Genomic DNA, 17408 nt, shown 5'->3' with positions numbered 1-17408 from the left:
GTAAGAATGATTCGAGAAAAAAGAATCGAAAAGGAACTGATAGGTGGTTCGACTCTTAAAGAGGTGGCAGAAAAATGGCAGCTTTCACGTCGAAGAGTCGCTTCCATCAAAGAGCGTGCCATCCTCCGGCACTTAGCGATGAAGCACCCAGAAGATGTGGCTAATGATTTTCAAGTGCCTGTTCAATCAGTGCTTTTAATACAATACAAAGCGCAATCAATAAATGAACCATTCGATGTTGATATGGCTGTTAAAGTAAATGAACCATTCGACATTGATATGGCTGTTAAGATTAAACTTGCCCAATTGATCAGTCAAAAAATAGGTGCTTTGTCAGGTTTAAAAAAAGGAAAAACAATTAATAATGTGGCGGAAGAATTGGGAATGAATCAAAGAGATGTCGAAGCTATTAGAAATTTGCAGATAGAAAAAGAGTATAGGAGTGGGAAAACAACTGAGGATATCCATCAAAAATTTCATATAAGTGAAGATCGAGTTCGTAACATCAGAAATAAGCGTATTTTGAGACAAAAAAAAGAAGGGAAGTCCGTAGGTTTACTTGCGGAAAATTACAAGCTCTCTAAGGCACATGTCTGGAACATATTACGACCCAATATGAGTATTCACTTACAACCAGGCAATGTTATAAAAAAAAGAGTTATCACCTCTCCTCCGGTCTCTGAAAAGATTAAAAAAGAAGTACTCGATCAACTTATGTTGGGGATACCTGTTAAAGATACTGCAGCTCGATTTCAACTCAAAGTACCAACGGTTTTTGAAATTAGAAATGAAGCTATTTATACATGGCGTAGCAATAAAGAGACAACAGAAGTTATAGCAGAAAAACTAAAAATGAAAAAAGTGGCAGTTCAGCAAACGATTTTTCGCAATGATGTGGCAAAGTATACTGGGATCAAACGGAAAATACACGATTGTTTAACTGAGGAACAGGCAATAAGAGTGCGAAGTTTGATTCACAAGTTCCAAACAAATAAACAAATATCTGAATCATTAGGTGTGAAAGTAACCTTAGTCCGCAGTATGCGTGAGAGAATGTATCGCAGAAGGAGGTCTAAACTGAAGTATAATAGAATCACGAAAGAAATAAAAGAAAAGATCGCCTCTGAAAGGGGAAAGCTGAGCGTAGTAGGACTTTCTGTAAAATATGGAGTGAGTCAAAATACTGTTCGAGCGATATTAAACAGAGACCAAGAAACTAAAAAGAGAAAGAAAATGGCTAAACAAAAAAAAGTGCAGGAAAAAAAATTAAAACGCATGAAGGAAATTGAAAAAGCAGCTAAAAAGAAGGCAGAAAGAAAATATATCCAACAAATAATCAGCACTCCTTCATCACGTGCGCGGCCGATAAAAGGAAAGCAACGTAGTTAACAAAAGAAATCTAAAATGATGGCACATAGAGTTTGCTCATCAAATTTTTCTAAACTAATACGAATTTGAAAGTCTCACTACATAAATAAAGACCTTCGTAAAACACGAAAAATTGTTTTACGAAGGTCTTTACGCATTTCTTATAGTAACTCATTTGTTACATTTTTTGTTCATTGGAGCGAAACACGCTTATTTCAATATCTCAGCCAATTCTTCCGCTGAAATCGATTCGTCAAAGATCTTTCCTTCTACGATCACAGTTGGAACAAAGCGGATGTTCGCAGCATTAGCTTCATCAATGATTGCTTGTGAAGTCGTTGGATTTTCTTGTTTCGATAATCCAAGAGTTTGTTCAGCGTAATTGGCAACCTCTTCAAGATCTAGTTGTGTCCATTCGTCTTGTGCATCGAAAATTTGTTTGATCTCTTGGAGTGCTTTCTTTTCGTCTGTTGCAGTAATATGATGATGCATCACATTTCCTTTTTGCAAACTTGGTTTTTCTTTATCGAATAATTTAATGATTCGTTGGATTTTCCCGGAAGCTACAGCTTCTTCCAATAAGTCATGGGACTCGTCAAACCATTGTCGACAGTAAGGGCATGCTAAGTTGATAAATTCAACCATTTTTTTTGATGCATTTGTATCTCCAACTACAATTCCTGTTGTTGTATTTGTTTTTGTTGCATCGATCACTGATATATCCATTTTCATCACCTCTATCATTCATTCTAATAACTTTAAAAGAAAAAAGATAGTCATTTGTTTCTTCCTTGCGTACTTGTGCCAAGTATCATCTAAAAATAGACAAAAACTGATGAAGAAAGAAATAGCGCATGTGAATTGTTTTTCAAATTCAGTAGGTTTTCTTTGATTTTTTGAGGTATAATGAGAAAGACAATTTTAGAGAATTCGAACAAGGATGATGAAAACATGCGAAAAATGAAAACAATGGATGGCAATACGGCAGCTGCTTATATTTCTTATGCCTTTACAGAACTGGCAGCGATCTATCCAATAACCCCTAGTTCTACTATGGCGGAGTTGATCGATCAATGGTCTGCTTCTGGAAAGACCAATTTATTTGGGCAACCTGTTAAAGTCGTTGAAATGCAGTCGGAAGCGGGAGCTGCTGGTGTCGTTCATGGTTCGCTAAAAACAGGTGCTTTAAGCACGACATACACTGCTTCACAAGGGCTACTTTTAATGATACCAAATATGTATAAAATTGCTGGAGAACTTCTTCCAAGTGTGTTTCATGTAGCAAGTCGGGCAGTAACGACTAATGCATTAAATATCTTTGGTGACCATGGCGATGTCATGGCAACTCGCCAAACAGGGTTTGCCATGTTGGCTGAAAGTAGTGTCCAAGAAGTCATGGATCTAGCGCCAGTAGCGCATCTTGCCTCTATTGAAGGAGAACTACCATTTGTCAATTTTTTTGATGGATTTCGGACAAGTCATGAGATCCAAAAAATCGAAGTGCTGGATTATCAGGAGCTAAAACCACTTGTCTCAATGGAGCACGTCAAGAAATTCCGTGATAGAGGTATGAATCCCAACCATCCAACAATTAGTGGCACGAACCAAAATCCAGATATCCATTTTCAACAAAGAGAAACTATCAATCAATACTATGATCGTTTACCAAAAATCGTCCAAAAATATATGAATAAAATCAATGAATTAAGAGGGACATCCTATGATCTTGTCACTTATTATGGAGATGAAGATGCCCAAGAAGTCATCATTTCAATGGGATCCGTTGCTCAGACGATCCAACAGACGGTTGATTTTTTAAATCAAAATGGACGTAAAGTGGGATTTCTCAATATCCATTTGTATCGCCCATTTCCAGTAGAGAACTTATTGGAAAAATTACCTGAAACAGTAAAAGCTGTCGCTGTTTTAGATCGGAGCAAAGAACCAGGAGCAGGAGGAGAACCTTTATTGCTAGATATTCAAAGTGCACTTTACGATAACGAACGTTATCTTACGGTGATTGGCGGAAGATATGGCTTGGGTTCAAAAGATGTGACACCTGATCAAATCTTAGCAGTCTTTGATGAATTAAGAAAAGAAAAATCTCAGATCAAAAAACGTTTTACCATTGGTATTATTGATGACCTAACTTATCAATCCTTAGAACCAAAAGAATCCCTTGATTTAACCGAACCTAATACATTTCAAGCAAAATTTTGGGGGTTTGGTTCAGATGGAACTGTAGGTGCAAATAAATCAGCAATCAAGATCATTGGTGATCATACCGATAAATATGTACAAGGCTATTTTTACTATGATTCTAAAAAATCAGGTGGCTTGACTGTGTCTCATCTGCGCTTTGGTGATACGCCAATTCGTTCAACCTATTTAGTAGAGCATGCAGATTTTGTTGCTTGCCATACACCAGCCTATCTCCACAGTTATGATCTTTTAAAAGGCTTGAAGCCAAAGGGAATCTTCTTATTGAATACCCTATGGGATGATCAGCAATTAGAGACACATCTGCCTATCTCATTGAAGCGTTACTTGGCAGAAAATGAGATTCAATTTTATACGATCAATGCGATGCGTTTAGCGCAAGAAGTTGGGTTAGGACGTAGGATCAATACAGCAATGGAAACAGCTTTTTTCAAGCTAGCGAACATCATACCTTTTGAAGAAGTCTTACCTATCTTAAAAGAGGAAGCGCTGAAAAGTTACGGCCATAAATCTATGGCAATCGTAGAAAAAAATATCCAAGCGATCGATCGAACAGTAGAATTGTTGCACAAAGTGACTATTCCAGCACATTGGGCAACTTTAGAAATGCCGCCTAAAAAAGTCCGTGGACAAAGTCGTTATGTTCAAGAAATCCTTGAATCGGTCAATTCACAAGAAGGAAATCGTCTTTCTGTCAAAACATTAGCAGACAACGGGATGACTACAGGTGAAATGCCTCTAGGAACAGCCGCAGTTGAAAAACGAGGAGTAGCATTAGAAGTTCCCGAATGGATTAGTGACCGTTGCACGATGTGTAATGAATGTGCGTTTGTGTGCCCTCATGCTGCAATCCGTCCTTTCTTAGCAGATGAAGAAGAGTTAGAAGAAGCACCTGAAGGATTTATAGTACGAGAGATGCGAGGGGCAGACGGGTTGAAATATCGGATCCAAGTATCGGTTGAAGATTGTACCGGTTGTGGGCTTTGTGTCGAAGCATGTCCGGCTAAAGGAAAAGCGTTAGTCATGAAACCTTATGAAGAACAAAAAGAACAAGCGATGAATTGGGCTTTTGCGATGACATTACGACAAAAAGAAAATCCTTACAAAGGAAAAAATACCGTATTATCTACCCAATTCAACAAACCACTACTTGAGTTCTCTGGTGCATGTTCTGGTTGTGGTGAGACACCTTATGTTAAATTATTGACTCAAATGTTTGGTGACCGGATGATGATTGCTAATGCTACTGGTTGTTCGTCAATTTGGGGTGGCGCTGCACCAGCATCTCCTTATACTACAAATGAATGTGGACAAGGACCAGCATGGTCAAACTCCTTATTAGAAGATAACGCAGAATTTGGCTATGGGATGCTTTTAGCTGCACAAACTAGACGAGAGGCGTTAGCAGAATCGATGAAAGAAGTCTTGCCTAAAGTCTCACGAGAACTTCGTTTGTTGATGGAAGATTGGCTGACACATATGTTCGACAGTGAAGGAACGCAACAACGGGCAACAAAATTACGGTCTGCAATTGAGAGCGAATTAACCGATGTTCCTGAGTTACAAGCGATTTATCAAGAAAAAGACTTATTTGTCAAAAATAGTCAATGGATGATCGGTGGAGATGGTTGGGCTTACGACATCGGTTTTGGTGGAATCGATCACGTCTTGGCAAGTGGGGCAGATGTCAACATTCTAGTAATGGATAATGAAGTGTATTCCAATACGGGGGGGCAAGTATCAAAAGCAACCCCCGCATCAGCAATTGCCAAATTCTCAACAAACGGTAAGTACGCGTCTAAAAAAGACTTAGGAATGATGGCTATGACATATGGAAATGTCTATGTGGCACAAATTGCCTCTGGTGCCAATCAAATGCAGACAATCAAAGCATTTGAAGAAGCAGAGAAGTTTCCAGGACCATCATTGATCATTGCTTATACCCCTTGCATTACTCATGGTTTATTCGGAGGGATGAAAGAGTCTTTGAGAGAAGCAAAAGAAGCGGTAGCTTCTGGTTACTGGTCTTTATATCGTTACAATCCTGAGTTAGTGGAAAAGAACAAAACGCCAATGACTTTGGATTTCAAAAAACCTGATTTCTCGTTGATGCCAGAATTTATGCGCAAACAAGTGCGTTTTTCTTCATTAGAAGCCACACATCCACAGTCGGCAGAAAAATTATTTGAAAAGACTGTCCAAGATGCTAAGAAACGTTTTTATAACTATGCAACAATGACAGGGCAATTGGAAAAAATCAAATCAAAAATCGAACCGACTAAACAGTTGGAAGAACTTAAAGAAAATAAGCGTACGCCAATGAAAAAAGAGCAAACTATCGATCCTGAAGCGCAAGCAAGACGAGAAGCCAGAAGAGCAGCACGAGCAGAAAGAAGAAAAACATCTTCAGAGGAATAACTGAGGTTGCTTAAAATAGTGGGGGAGATGCTCCTATACCTATGAATTAAGGGATATAGGCTTGAAGTAGAAAGTTCAAAAATATGGCAAGGAACAACTGATTTTATGATTTCTCCCTTAGATTTTCTTGTTCCTTTCATAATTGTTTTGTAATTTTCTGGAAAAATCCATAAATTCATTGGGAAAATCTGAGCAGATAATCCTCTTCATACTAAACATATGATATACTTAATAGGAAATCTCAAAAGAGAAGAGAGGCTTTCTATGTCATTTCAAATCGGAGAACTTTTTAATTTAGATTATTGGCGACAATTGTTTTCCGGTGACTTGTTTTCTCTGAATTTTTTGGTGAACATACTCGACGTTTTAGTTGTTTGGTATTTAGTTTACAAACTCATTCAGCTATTGCGAGGAACAAAAGCAATCCAGTTGCTAAAAGGAGTTGGGATCTTCGTTGTTATCCGGATATTGGCTGAAATCATTGGGTTACACACGCTATCATGGCTAATGAATCAGGTCATCACTTATGGCGTGATTGCAGCCATTGTGATCTTTCAGCCAGAGATACGTCGCGGGTTAGAACATCTTGGACGAAGTTCGCTTTTCAAGCAGACGAAAAGTGAAAAACAAGAAGATGAAAAAATGATCCTGTCTTTTGATAAAGCTATCCAATATATGTCTAAACGTAAAATTGGCGCATTGATTACGATTGAACGTCACACTGGTTTAGATGAATATATTGAGACGGGGATTGCTTTAGATGCTGACATCACTGGAGAGTTATTGATCAACATTTTCATTCCGAATACTCCTTTGCATGATGGTGCAGTGATTGTGAAAGATGGAAAAATTGCAGTAGCGAGTGCTTACCTTCCTTTATCAGAAAGTATGTTGATTCCGAAAGAATTCGGAACACGTCACCGAGCGGCTGTCGGGGTCAGTGAGGTCAGCGATGCCATTACGATCGTTGTCTCAGAAGAAACTGGAGATGTGAGCATCACGTTGGATAATCAATTGATGCCGGGACTATCTCAGGAAGAATACTTAGCAATTTTACGTAAACAGTTAATTGCTGAAGAAAAAGCGAAAAACAAGAAAAATGGCTTACAAACTTTCTTAGACGCAATGACTAAGGGAGGGGATCGCAAATGATCTCAAAGGAAAAACGCAAAAGTTTATTACATGCGTTTGTGGCGTTATTGTTTAGTATCGTCCTCTACTATAACGCCAATGGTCAAACTATGCAAAATACGTTGTCAGGAAACGAATCATACACTCAGACAGTTTCTGATGTATCTGTGCAACTATTGTATGATACAGATAAATATTATATTCATGGTTACGAAAATACAGTGACAGCGAAGCTTTCAAGTGCTAATCGCGTACAATTGAATGCAGAAGCAAACGAAGATACGCGGATGTTTCGTGTAACGGCCGATTTGGTCGGGTTAAGTGAAGGAACACATGAAGTACCATTGAAAGTCAGGAACTTAAGTAGTGCCGTAAAAGCTGAATTATCACCTGAAACGATTACTGTGACGATTGAAAAAAAGGTGACGAAAGATTTTGATGTCTCACCTGTCCTTCCATCAGAGGCTACCCCAGCTGGTTATCCATTGAATGAGCCGGTGGTATCTCCCGAAGAAGTCTCAATCACTACAGGTGATAAGACAATGGCAGAGATCAAGAAGATTGTCGCTACTGTTGATCCATCCACGATCACGAATGACGGGATTGATGCCAAAGTAGCTGTACAAGCATATAATGCTACAGGGGAAGCTTTGAGTATCATCTCTGATCCAGTTCAAGTCACGGTGAGAGCTGATGTAACAAAACCAACAAGAAGTATTCGATTATATGGCACGCAACAAGGAACACCTGGGAGAGGCGTGGCCAGTTACGAGTTTCGTTTTTCTGATATTGAAGCAGAAGTAACTGGACCAGAGAATCAATTGGAACTATTGGGCGATAGTCTCACGATTCCGATTGATATATCTGGAATCGTACATCGTACAACGAGAAAAATCGACATCCCGGTAGAAAATGGCTTAACGGTTTCTCCAAGTTCGATTGAAGTGGAGATTACACCTGTTATGGAGCAGAAGGAAGAGTCAACTAGTGATTCGAAATCTGAAACAAGTGTTACATCACGTTCGTCTTCAAGTACGACAACTGCGGCAGACACAGTTCCTTCAGCATCATCAAATGAAGAACAAACTTCTCAGCCGTCGTCTTCAGAAGAGACAAAAGAGACAACCAGTGAAAGTACTGAAGCAACAAGCGAATCAACGAATCAAGGAAATTCATCGGAAAATTAAGTTAAAGGAGCAAATTTATAGCTATGGGTAAATATTTTGGAACAGACGGTGTCCGTGGGGAAGCAAATACAGAACTGACGCCAGAACTAGCCTTTAAATTAGGTAGATGTGGAGGCTACGTATTAAGCCAACACGAGAAAGACGGCAAACGTCCCCGCGTATTAGTGGGGCGTGATACAAGAATCTCTGGTCAAATGTTAGAAGAAGCTTTGATTTCGGGGTTATTATCTGTAGGTATTGAGGTCTTTCAATTAGGTGTTATTTCAACACCTGGAGTTGCTTACCTGACAAGACTACAAAAGGCAAGCGCAGGTGTGATGATTTCAGCTTCTCATAATCCAGCACAAGATAACGGCATCAAGTTTTTTGGCGCAGACGGGTTTAAATTAGTCGATGATCAAGAATTGGAAATCGAAGCGTTGTTAGATGCTGAGGTCGACGAACTACCACGTCCTTCTGCTGAAGGTCTAGGAACAGTCGAAGAATTTCCAGAAGGTCTATTGAAGTATTCACAATTTCTTGTTCAAACGATCAATGGCGATTTATCCGGCCTAACGATTTGTGTTGATGCAGCAAATGGAGCGACAGCTACTTCTGTGAATCGTTTGTTTGCAGATTTAGAAACTGATTTTTACACCATGGGAACAAATCCTAATGGTTTGAATATCAACGATGGGGTTGGCTCTACACACCCTGAACGTTTAGCAGAAATGGTCGTTGAAAAAGGTGCAGATGCAGGTTTGGCTTTTGATGGTGATGGGGACCGGATTATTGCTGTCGACGAATTGGGAAATATCGTAGATGGTGATAAAATCATGTTCATTTGTGCCAAATATCTTTCATCTAAAAACCGCTTGAAAAAAGACACGATCGTCACAACTGTGATGAGTAATTTAGGATTCCATAAGGCTGTCGAAGAGATTGGACTTAAAGATGTCGTGACTCAAGTAGGTGACCGCTATGTGGTCGAAGAAATGCGTAAAAATGATTACAATTTCGGTGGCGAACAATCTGGTCACATGATCTTTTTAGATTTCAACACAACAGGTGATGGCATGCTTTCAGGGATTCAATTGTTGAATATCATGAAGCAGACAGGTAAGAAATTATCTGAATTGGCGGCTGAAGTAACCATTTATCCACAAAAACTAGTGAATATTCGTGTCAGCAACAAAAATGGGGCAATGGAAGTTCCAGCCATCAAAGAAGTGGTTGAAGAGGTTGAAGCAGAGTTGGCAGGAGAGGGAAGAATACTTGTACGACCTTCTGGTACAGAACCTCTTTTACGTGTCATGGCTGAAGCGCCCACAGATGAAAAAGTAAATTATTATGTCGATAAAATCGCAGCAGTCGTTAAAGCAGAAATCGGGATTGAATAATATCAATCAATAAAAGCCAGATATATAAATAATAAATAAAGCGAGAATCAATCGTTGGATAACCAATACTTGATTCTCGCTTTATTTTTGAGATGACTAAATACGTTCCCATCAAGAAAAATTGGCTCTTTGTCAAACGATGTTGGTGAAGAGGAATCCTAGAATGATAGGTGAACAGAAAGAGTTCTTTCTGTTCGTTTTTATTTTATGAGTAGTGCTTTCCCATACCGAATCATGATTCGTAATTTAAAGTCATAAAAGCTTCGAAACTCATAGGCATTTCGTTTTAATACCTTGATATGATTGTTTAATCACTCCAACGGATAAGCGGAGAAGACAAAGTGACAATGAACACATTCTTCAGGTGAAAAGTGAAGCGTTCCACGATAGATCAAGTAAATTTGTACTTTCTTTAGACAAATAATTCGCCTTAAAATGAAGAGTTCAGTCTAGAATATTTAAGGTCTCTTTGAAAAGCTGAGTATGATATGTCTTGAATCCTCTTTATGAATTAGTTGACCAATTAATTCTAAAGGATTTCAAGGTGTCTTTCCTATCTTTTTTCTAAATAAAAAAGATGCTGGTGGAATCCACCAACATCAAAAAGTATAGAGCTTATTTAGGCCGTTATTCTCAGTCGACCTTTAGAATGCCATCTTCATTATAACGAGCATTTACTCGTCCTTTCTATTGGAAGAAAAGATTTATTCGACCGTTACTGATTTGGCTAAGTTACGAGGTTTATCCACATCGTAACCACGAAGTAAAGTAGCATAGTAAGCCAATAGTTGTGTCGGAACGACCATTGCAAGAGGAGAGAGATAAGCATGGACAGCAGGAACAATCAATTGATCTGTTTCTTTTTCAAGTCCATGTGCAGCGATCACTAAAGTTTTGGCGCCACGACTTTCTACTTCTTTTAGATTTCCGCGTGTATGAGCACCAGTAACTTTTTCACTGATGATTCCAACAACAGGAGTTCCTTCTTCGATCAATGCGATCGTGCCATGTTTTAGTTCCCCTGCAGCAAAGCCTTCTGCTTGGATATAGCTGATTTCTTTCAATTTTAATGCAGCTTCTAGAGCAACTTCGTAATCAGAGCTACGTCCGATATAAAAGGCGTTACGAGTATCATTAAAATAGTCGGCTGCTAGTTCCTGCAATTCATCTTTTTGTGAGATGATCGTTTCCATTGCATTTGCTACGAGGCTTAATTCATGAGCAACATCAAAAGCAGCAGCTTCAGGAATTCCTTTTTGATCACCAACTGCCTTCGCTAATAAAGCAAGAACAGCAATTTGGGCTGTATATGCCTTAGTAGAAGCAACAGCAATCTCAGGACCAGCATGAAGCAATAATGTGAAGGAAGCTTCTCTTGAAAGAGTAGAACCTGCCACATTTGTAATGGTCAATGATGGTAATCCTAACTGGTTCACTTTGACAAGAACTTGTCGGCTGTCAGCAGTTTCTCCGCTTTGGCTCAAGAAGATGAAAAATGGTTTTTTTGATAGTAAAGGTGTTGTATAACCAAACTCACTGGCTAAATGAACTTCTACTGGGATTTGAGTTAGTTGCTCTAGTGGTTGTTTACTAGCAAGACCAGCATGATAACTGGTTCCGCAAGCAACAATATAAATGCGGTCACTAGCAGTCAATGCTTCCATGAGTTTGTGATCTAATGGAATTTTGTTATCTTCTGTAACGTAGGTCTGAGCAATCTTACGCATAATGATCGGTTGTTCATCAATTTCTTTTAGCATGTAATAAGGATAAGTGCCTTTTTCGATATCAGAGGCATCCACTTGTGCTTCAAAAGAGTCACGAAGAACAGATTCTCCCTCTAAAGACTCAATAGTAATGTCATTTGCAGTAACGATGACTAACTCTTTATCTTCGATTTCAACAAATTCCTTAGTATAAGAAAGCATCGCCATTGCATCGCTGGCAATCACATTGAATCCTTGGCCTAAACCAATCAATAGAGGACTTTTGTTTTTAGCTACAAAAATTGTATCAGGAGCTAAACGATCGATTAGTGCAAAAGCATAAGAACCGCTGATTTCTTTCAATGCTTTAATAAAAGCAGTTTTTATATCTTGTGTTTCATTTGCAAATTTTTCAATTAGATGGACGATAATTTCTGTATCTGTTTCGCCGATAAACGTATCTGTTGCCAAATAGGTATTTTTCAATTCTTCAAAGTTTTCAATGACACCGTTATGAACAAGGACAAAACGACCGGATTGAGACGTGTGGGGGTGCGCATTTTTTTCCGCTGGTTCACCATGAGTTGCCCAACGTGTGTGACCGATACCAGCTGTTCCAGTCATTTCTGGTGTTAATTTATCTTTCAAGTTTTGAATTCTCCCGCGAGCTTTTACTAGATGATCCTGTTTTCCATTAGTGATAAAGATCCCGGCAGAGTCATAGCCTCGATATTCTAATTTTTCTAATCCATTGATTAATCCAGGTGTTACATTTTCTAAGCCAATCATTCCAACAATTCCACACATAAAAAAACATCCTACTTTCTTTAATAAAATAAGTAATAAAATCAGTTTGATGCTTCCAGCTACGTAAGAAACCTTTTGTTCTATCTTCACAGATAGTTTTTGTGTTTCTTTTTAGAGTGTAGTCCCTAGGGCCATCCGCCGAATATTTCGATCAACCCTTTCCTCGTCATCTGTTGTATTTATACAGATCAGGCGCTTATCAATATTGGTCTAATCTCCTTTCTTTTAATATTTTTTCTGGAAACATCTAAAATCATAACGTTTCCGTGTGAGGTTTGTCAACAAAAAAGAAAATATTTTCAATTGGTATAGATCTAAATGCGAGAAATATAGAAAAAAATAAGTTCCGACTATCTTCTTTTACGGGAGTTCGGTACAATATATTAGTAGGTAAAGGAGGAATAAAAATGGAAGCAAAAATAGAGATTATGACATTAGGGAAGTTGAAAGAAAAAATTGCTGAATTTGAAAAAAATAATTTAGTTTCAGATGAGACAAAAATTTTCCTGGATACTGGTTGGGACAGTATTCAAGAAATTGCACCGGATGCTTTGGGAGTTGATAAAGCCCAACAGTTTGTAGTTGAAGATGAACTGACGCATGAACGTTTTTCAGGATACACATTAGAAAAAAATGCCGAAAAAATGAATGCCAAAAAAGAAACTGAGACAGTGATCGTTCTCAGAAACTTATACTAGGAGAGTGTATAAATGAACAAAAAGCGTTGGATTGCTGTGGTAATTGCTGTAGGACTATTTCTTGTCTCCATTCTATCATCCAGTTTGACTCAACCAACTCAAGACGCACAAGTTGTTGGCTTAAATAGTTGGTTGTATGGAGAAGACGAGCTGTCTCCTGTCGTTCTTAAAGAAGGTAATACGACAGAACGTATCGTGAAACTGACAGTTGATGGAACAATTGCAAGTGGTGGATCTTCAGGATTATTTGCTTCTGAAGGCTATGATCATGAAAATTTTTTAAAACAAATCAAAGCAATTGAAGCAGATGAAACTGTGAAAGGGATTTTTTTAGAAGTTAATTCACCTGGAGGCGGAGTTTATGAAAGTGCCGAAATTGCTAATTTGCTGAATGAAGTTCGAACAAAGAACAATTTACCAATGTATGTTGGAATGAAAAATACGGCTGCTAGTGGTGGCTATTATATTTCTGCACAAGCGGATAAAATCTTTGCTTCAGAGGAGACAGTCACAGGCTCGATTGGTGTGATTATGTCAGGTCTCAATTATTCCGGACTTTTAGAAAAATTAGGTGTAGAAGATACAACTGTGAAAAGTGGAGCACTTAAGGACATGGGATCAGGAACCCGACCAGAAACGAAAGAAGATCAGGCAGTTCTACAAGCCTATATTGATAATGCTTACCAACGGTTTGTCAAAGTGGTGAGTGATGGAAGAAATAAATCAGAAGAAGAAGTCAAAAAAGTTGCAGATGGACGTATTTATGATGGTATGCAAGCAAAAGAAGCTGGTTTGGTGGATGAAATCGGCTATCCAGATGATGCTCTAGTAGCCATGCGTGCAGATCTTGATTTGAGAGATGCAGAATTAATAGAATACTCGAATCAATCAACTGGTTTTGCTACTACTTGGTTAGGTTCGAAGTTGACTGACTTGCAAGGATTGCAAGAATCCGAGACCAGTCAGATCTTAACCCTTCTTGAAAGTCTGGGTACAGTAGACTCACCTAAAGCGATGTATTATTACGGAGGTGAATAAAGCATGACAGATGAACAAGAAAAACAACTCGAACAAAAGAGGGAAATGGTAGAATTTACGACCGATAAGCAATTTGAAAAATCAGAAGAAGCAACTGAAATAGATGATCGTATACAAGAACGCCCAGAAGCACTTAAAAGGAAGTCGTTGGAGGAACAGCCGGCAGTTGGACCAGATGTGGATTTTTCACAGAAAGTTCTAAACTCATTTAAAGAAAAGCCGCTGTCAGAAGAAACAATCAAAAAAAATCAAAAACGTTGGCAAAAATATACGGAAAATTCAGCCGATGAATCAACAATCAATCATTTTCCCACTTACTTTTTTACTGGCTTCTGGATACGAGTTGCTGCTTTCTTGATAGATTTGATTTGTATTGGCTCCATTACACGTTTAACATTAGGAGTCGCGGCTAACTTAGGATGGCTTGTTGCATCAGATTCTTACTTGAGTATTTATGGAATTTTAGCATTAGCGATCTATCTAATCTACTTTATTTTATTGACAAAGCTCAATCATGGACAAACAGTTGGGAAAATGATTTTTGGCATACGAGTCATTAGCTTTGATGAAGAGGATTTATCTTGGTCAACAGTCCTTGTTCGAGAAGGGGCTTGTCGGTTCATACTCAAATTCCCACTATTATTTATTGGCTATTTGCCGGTGATCTTTAATAAGAAAAAACAACACATTGGCGACTACTTTTCCAATACGAGTGTGGTCACCATCAATCTGATCAAAGCCTTCAATCAAGAAATGAACGCTTGAGGATCAAAATGTAACCTTTTATTTTTACTTGAATAAATGGAACAATTATTGGAGGAAATAAAAAATAAGAGGAGGCACGAAAGTGGAACCGATTGATTTTCCTGACAAATATGATAATTTGATGCGTATTGGCCAACAAGTGCTAGTCAATCAACAATACATCCAAGCAAAAGAATTGTTCGAGCGTGCTTATGAACTTGAAGGAACCTTTGAAGCAAATCGATTTCTTGTTCTAACACTCTATGAATTAGACGATAGGCAAGAAGCATTGAGACAAGCTCTTTTACATGAAAAGGAGTATCTAACGAATGAAGAATTCGCAGCCTTCTATTTTGATCTATTAATCAGCTCAAATGATTTTTTATATGCTCGTAAATTAATTGCCAGTGCAGATTTTCCAGAAAGATTTGAGCATTTAATTCTTTCTAAAATCCAACAATCTGAAGAATTGATTGGGCAAATGAAACGACAAAAAATTCGTGAGATCTATCAAAGGGTAAAACAGTTGCCTGACGAAAAACCGACCACTCAGTTGCTGTTAATCCAGTTAATCGAGCAACTGCCATATCATGAGTTTGTACAAACAGTAAAAAAACTAATTGTTATGACAAACGTTCACGGGTTAGTCAGAGCAAAGCTATTAGAATCGCTCATGCAAGTGAAGGAAACAAATCCTGTAGCATTTTTAACAATCGATGGACGACTTATAGAGATAGTTCCAAAAAATCTGATGAAACCAGAACAGCAAGAGACTTATCAGAAATTATGTGTATTAGCGGAAAAATATGAACAAGAAGATGCACAATTGAGTAAAAGTCTAAAAGAAGAATTTACGATACAGTCAGCGATTACCTATCCTGTTTATGATTCTTATGTTAATGATGTAGAACAATGGTTTGATATGACTGTCTCAAGCTACAAAGACAGTTCAACGGAATCTAGCTCATCAATCGAACAACAACTTCTTGAAAAAAGAAACAAAATAATGCAAGAAATCATCGTATTCACCGCATAAACAAAGCAATGAAAAGAAAAAAAGTCATGAAAAACGTGGATTCTATCCACTCAATATGTTTACAATTTGCAAGGCTTAGTGTACTATTTAAAGGTATGCATGAAACGTTTTTGATGTATAAAATGAATATTTAAATTCGGAGGGACTCAAATGACTGCAACATTCGAAAAAAAAGGCACAAATGATGGTGTTTTAAAATTCACGATTGGACAAGATGAAATCCAAAAAGGATTAACAACAGCCTTTAATAAAGTAAAAGGAAACTTAAATGTTCCTGGTTTCCGTAAAGGGAAAGTATCACGTCAAGTATTCAATCGTATGTACGGTGAAGAAGCATTATATGAAGATGCTTTGAACGCTGTTTTACCTGAAGCATATGAAGCTGCAGTAAAAGAGGCAGCAATTGATCCGGTTTCTCAACCTAAAATTGATGTTGAAAGCATGGAAAAAGGCCAAGATTGGGTAATTACTGCTGAAGTAACTGTAAAACCTGAAGTTAAATTAGGTGAATACAAAGACTTAGTAGTAGAAAAACAAGATCGTGAAGTGACTGAAGCAGACGTCGAAGAACGCATCAAACGCGAACAAGAAGCACAAGCGGAATTAGTCATTAAAGAAGACGCTGCTGCTGAAAATGGTGATACAGTAGTGATCGACTTTGAAGGTTTCATCGGAGATGAAGCATTCGAAGGTGGTAAAGGAGAAAATCATTCTCTTGAATTAGGTTCTGGATCATTCATTCCAGGATTTGAAGAACAATTAGTTGGACACAAATCTGGTGAAAGCTTAGACGTAACTGTAACATTCCCAGAAGATTACCAAGCAGAAGATCTAGCAGGGAAAGAAGCTGTCTTCAAAGTAACGATTCATGAAGTAAAAACAAAAGAAGTGCCTGAATTAGATGATGAATTTGCAAAAGATGTAGATGATGAAGTATCTACTCTAGCAGAATTGAAAGAAAAATATCTAAAAGAATTAACAGAAACAAAAGAAAAAGCTGCAGACGATGCAAAAGATGAAGCAGCTATCCGCATGGCGGTAGAAAATGCTGAAATCGTTGACCTTCCTCACGTGATGGTCCATGATGAAGTACACCGTTCAATGGACGAATTCTTGAACAATATGCAACGTCAAGGAATCTCACCAGAAATGTACTACCAATTAACAGGTTCTACAGAAGAAGACTTGCATAAACAATTTGAAGAAGAAGCAGAAATGCGTACAAGAACAAATCTTGTGATCGAAGCAGTTGCTGAAGCTGAAAAATTAGATGCAACAGAAGAAGAAATCAATGCTGAAATCCAAGAATTAGCTGAAACATACAACATGCCAATTGAACAAATCAAACGTGTATTGACAGACGATATGTTGAAACATGATGTAATCATGAAAAAAGCAATCGAATTGATTACTGGAACAGCCACAGAAGAAAAATAATTTCGATTAGACGAGTAAGCAATGTGTTTAACAGAAGTGATTATCTTAACGATTGTTTCTTCAAACAAAAGAGAAGAGTTTGGGATATCCTATATTCCCAAGCTCTTTCATTCTTTTATTGGTAGGTTTATTCATGCTTTTTCTTTTATTTAAATTATGGTATGATAGTAAAAGACTATAAAGTCTTTGATAGTTTCTTGCAGACTATTGCAAGTTAAGGGGTGAAGACCATGTATGAT

General features: G+C 38.0%; 12 protein-coding genes. 10 read left to right on the top strand and 2 right to left on the bottom strand.

The genetic code is table 11. The features are described from left to right. The first annotated feature begins 138 nt into the window (after positions 1-138). Positions 139-1389: a hypothetical protein gene (locus A5844_RS02315; RefSeq protein ID WP_143353686.1), complete on the top strand. Its 1251-nt coding sequence runs from the start codon at positions 139-141 to the stop codon at positions 1387-1389. 189 nt (positions 1390-1578) lie between these two features. On the opposite strand, the gene A5844_RS02310 is transcribed toward A5844_RS02315, so the two are convergent. Continuing rightward, entirely contained in the window at positions 1579-2094 is a 516-nt protein-coding gene (locus tag A5844_RS02310; protein ID WP_086283543.1) for a thioredoxin domain-containing protein, read from the bottom strand. Between the two features lie 225 nt (positions 2095-2319). Between A5844_RS02310 and nifJ the strand changes: the two genes are divergently transcribed. The 4 genes from nifJ (at position 2320) to glmM (ending at position 9703) form a co-directional block, all read left to right on the top strand. Further along, on the top strand, positions 2320-6006 hold the full coding sequence (gene nifJ, locus A5844_RS02305) for a pyruvate:ferredoxin (flavodoxin) oxidoreductase (RefSeq protein ID WP_086283540.1): 3687 nt from the start codon (positions 2320-2322) through the stop codon (positions 6004-6006). A 264-nt stretch (positions 6007-6270) separates the two neighbouring features. After that, on the top strand, positions 6271-7158 hold the full coding sequence (cdaA, locus tag A5844_RS02300) for a diadenylate cyclase CdaA (protein WP_086283538.1): 888 nt from the start codon (positions 6271-6273) through the stop codon (positions 7156-7158). Next, a complete protein-coding gene (locus tag A5844_RS02295) occupies positions 7155-8324 on the top strand; it encodes a CdaR family protein (protein WP_086283536.1) in 1170 nt (389 codons plus the stop codon). The genes cdaA and A5844_RS02295 overlap by 4 nt, the downstream gene beginning before the upstream one ends. 23 nt (positions 8325-8347) lie before the next feature. Then, positions 8348-9703, top strand: coding sequence for a phosphoglucosamine mutase (glmM, locus tag A5844_RS02290; protein ID WP_086283534.1), 1356 nt, complete (start codon positions 8348-8350; stop codon positions 9701-9703). A gap of 704 nt (positions 9704-10407) precedes the next feature. Here the strand turns inward: glmM and glmS are convergent. Further along, the gene (gene glmS / locus A5844_RS02285) at positions 10408-12216 is read right to left on the bottom strand and encodes a glutamine--fructose-6-phosphate transaminase (isomerizing) (protein WP_086283532.1); all 1809 of its coding nucleotides are present in this window, start codon (positions 12214-12216) and stop codon (positions 10408-10410) included. 407 nt (positions 12217-12623) lie between these two features. On the opposite strand from glmS, the gene A5844_RS02280 reads away from it, so the two are divergent. From A5844_RS02280 to tig, 5 genes are all read left to right on the top strand, one after another. Continuing rightward, positions 12624-12914, top strand: coding sequence for a hypothetical protein (locus tag A5844_RS02280; protein ID WP_086283530.1), 291 nt, complete (start codon positions 12624-12626; stop codon positions 12912-12914). 12 nt (positions 12915-12926) lie between these two features. After that, the gene (gene sppA, locus A5844_RS02275) at positions 12927-13952 is read left to right on the top strand and encodes a signal peptide peptidase SppA (RefSeq protein WP_086283528.1); all 1026 of its coding nucleotides are present in this window, start codon (positions 12927-12929) and stop codon (positions 13950-13952) included. A gap of 3 nt (positions 13953-13955) precedes the next feature. Continuing rightward, positions 13956-14717, top strand: a complete 762-nt coding sequence (locus A5844_RS02270) for an RDD family protein (protein WP_373419199.1) — start codon at positions 13956-13958, stop codon at positions 14715-14717. 82 nt (positions 14718-14799) lie between these two features. Continuing rightward, complete coding sequence (locus A5844_RS02265; RefSeq protein WP_086283526.1) at positions 14800-15732, top strand: hypothetical protein; 933 nt, start codon at positions 14800-14802, stop codon at positions 15730-15732. Positions 15733-15882: 150 nt separating this feature from the next. Beyond that, the gene (tig, locus tag A5844_RS02260) at positions 15883-17169 is read left to right on the top strand and encodes a trigger factor (RefSeq protein ID WP_086283524.1); all 1287 of its coding nucleotides are present in this window, start codon (positions 15883-15885) and stop codon (positions 17167-17169) included. Positions 17170-17408 lie beyond the last annotated feature (239 nt).

The sequence above is a fragment of the Candidatus Enterococcus wittei genome (genome assembly GCF_002140175.1).
Lineage (GTDB): Bacteria > Bacillota > Bacilli > Lactobacillales > Enterococcaceae > Enterococcus_B > Enterococcus_B wittei.
This window is presented reverse-complemented; position numbering and strand designations above follow the sequence as displayed.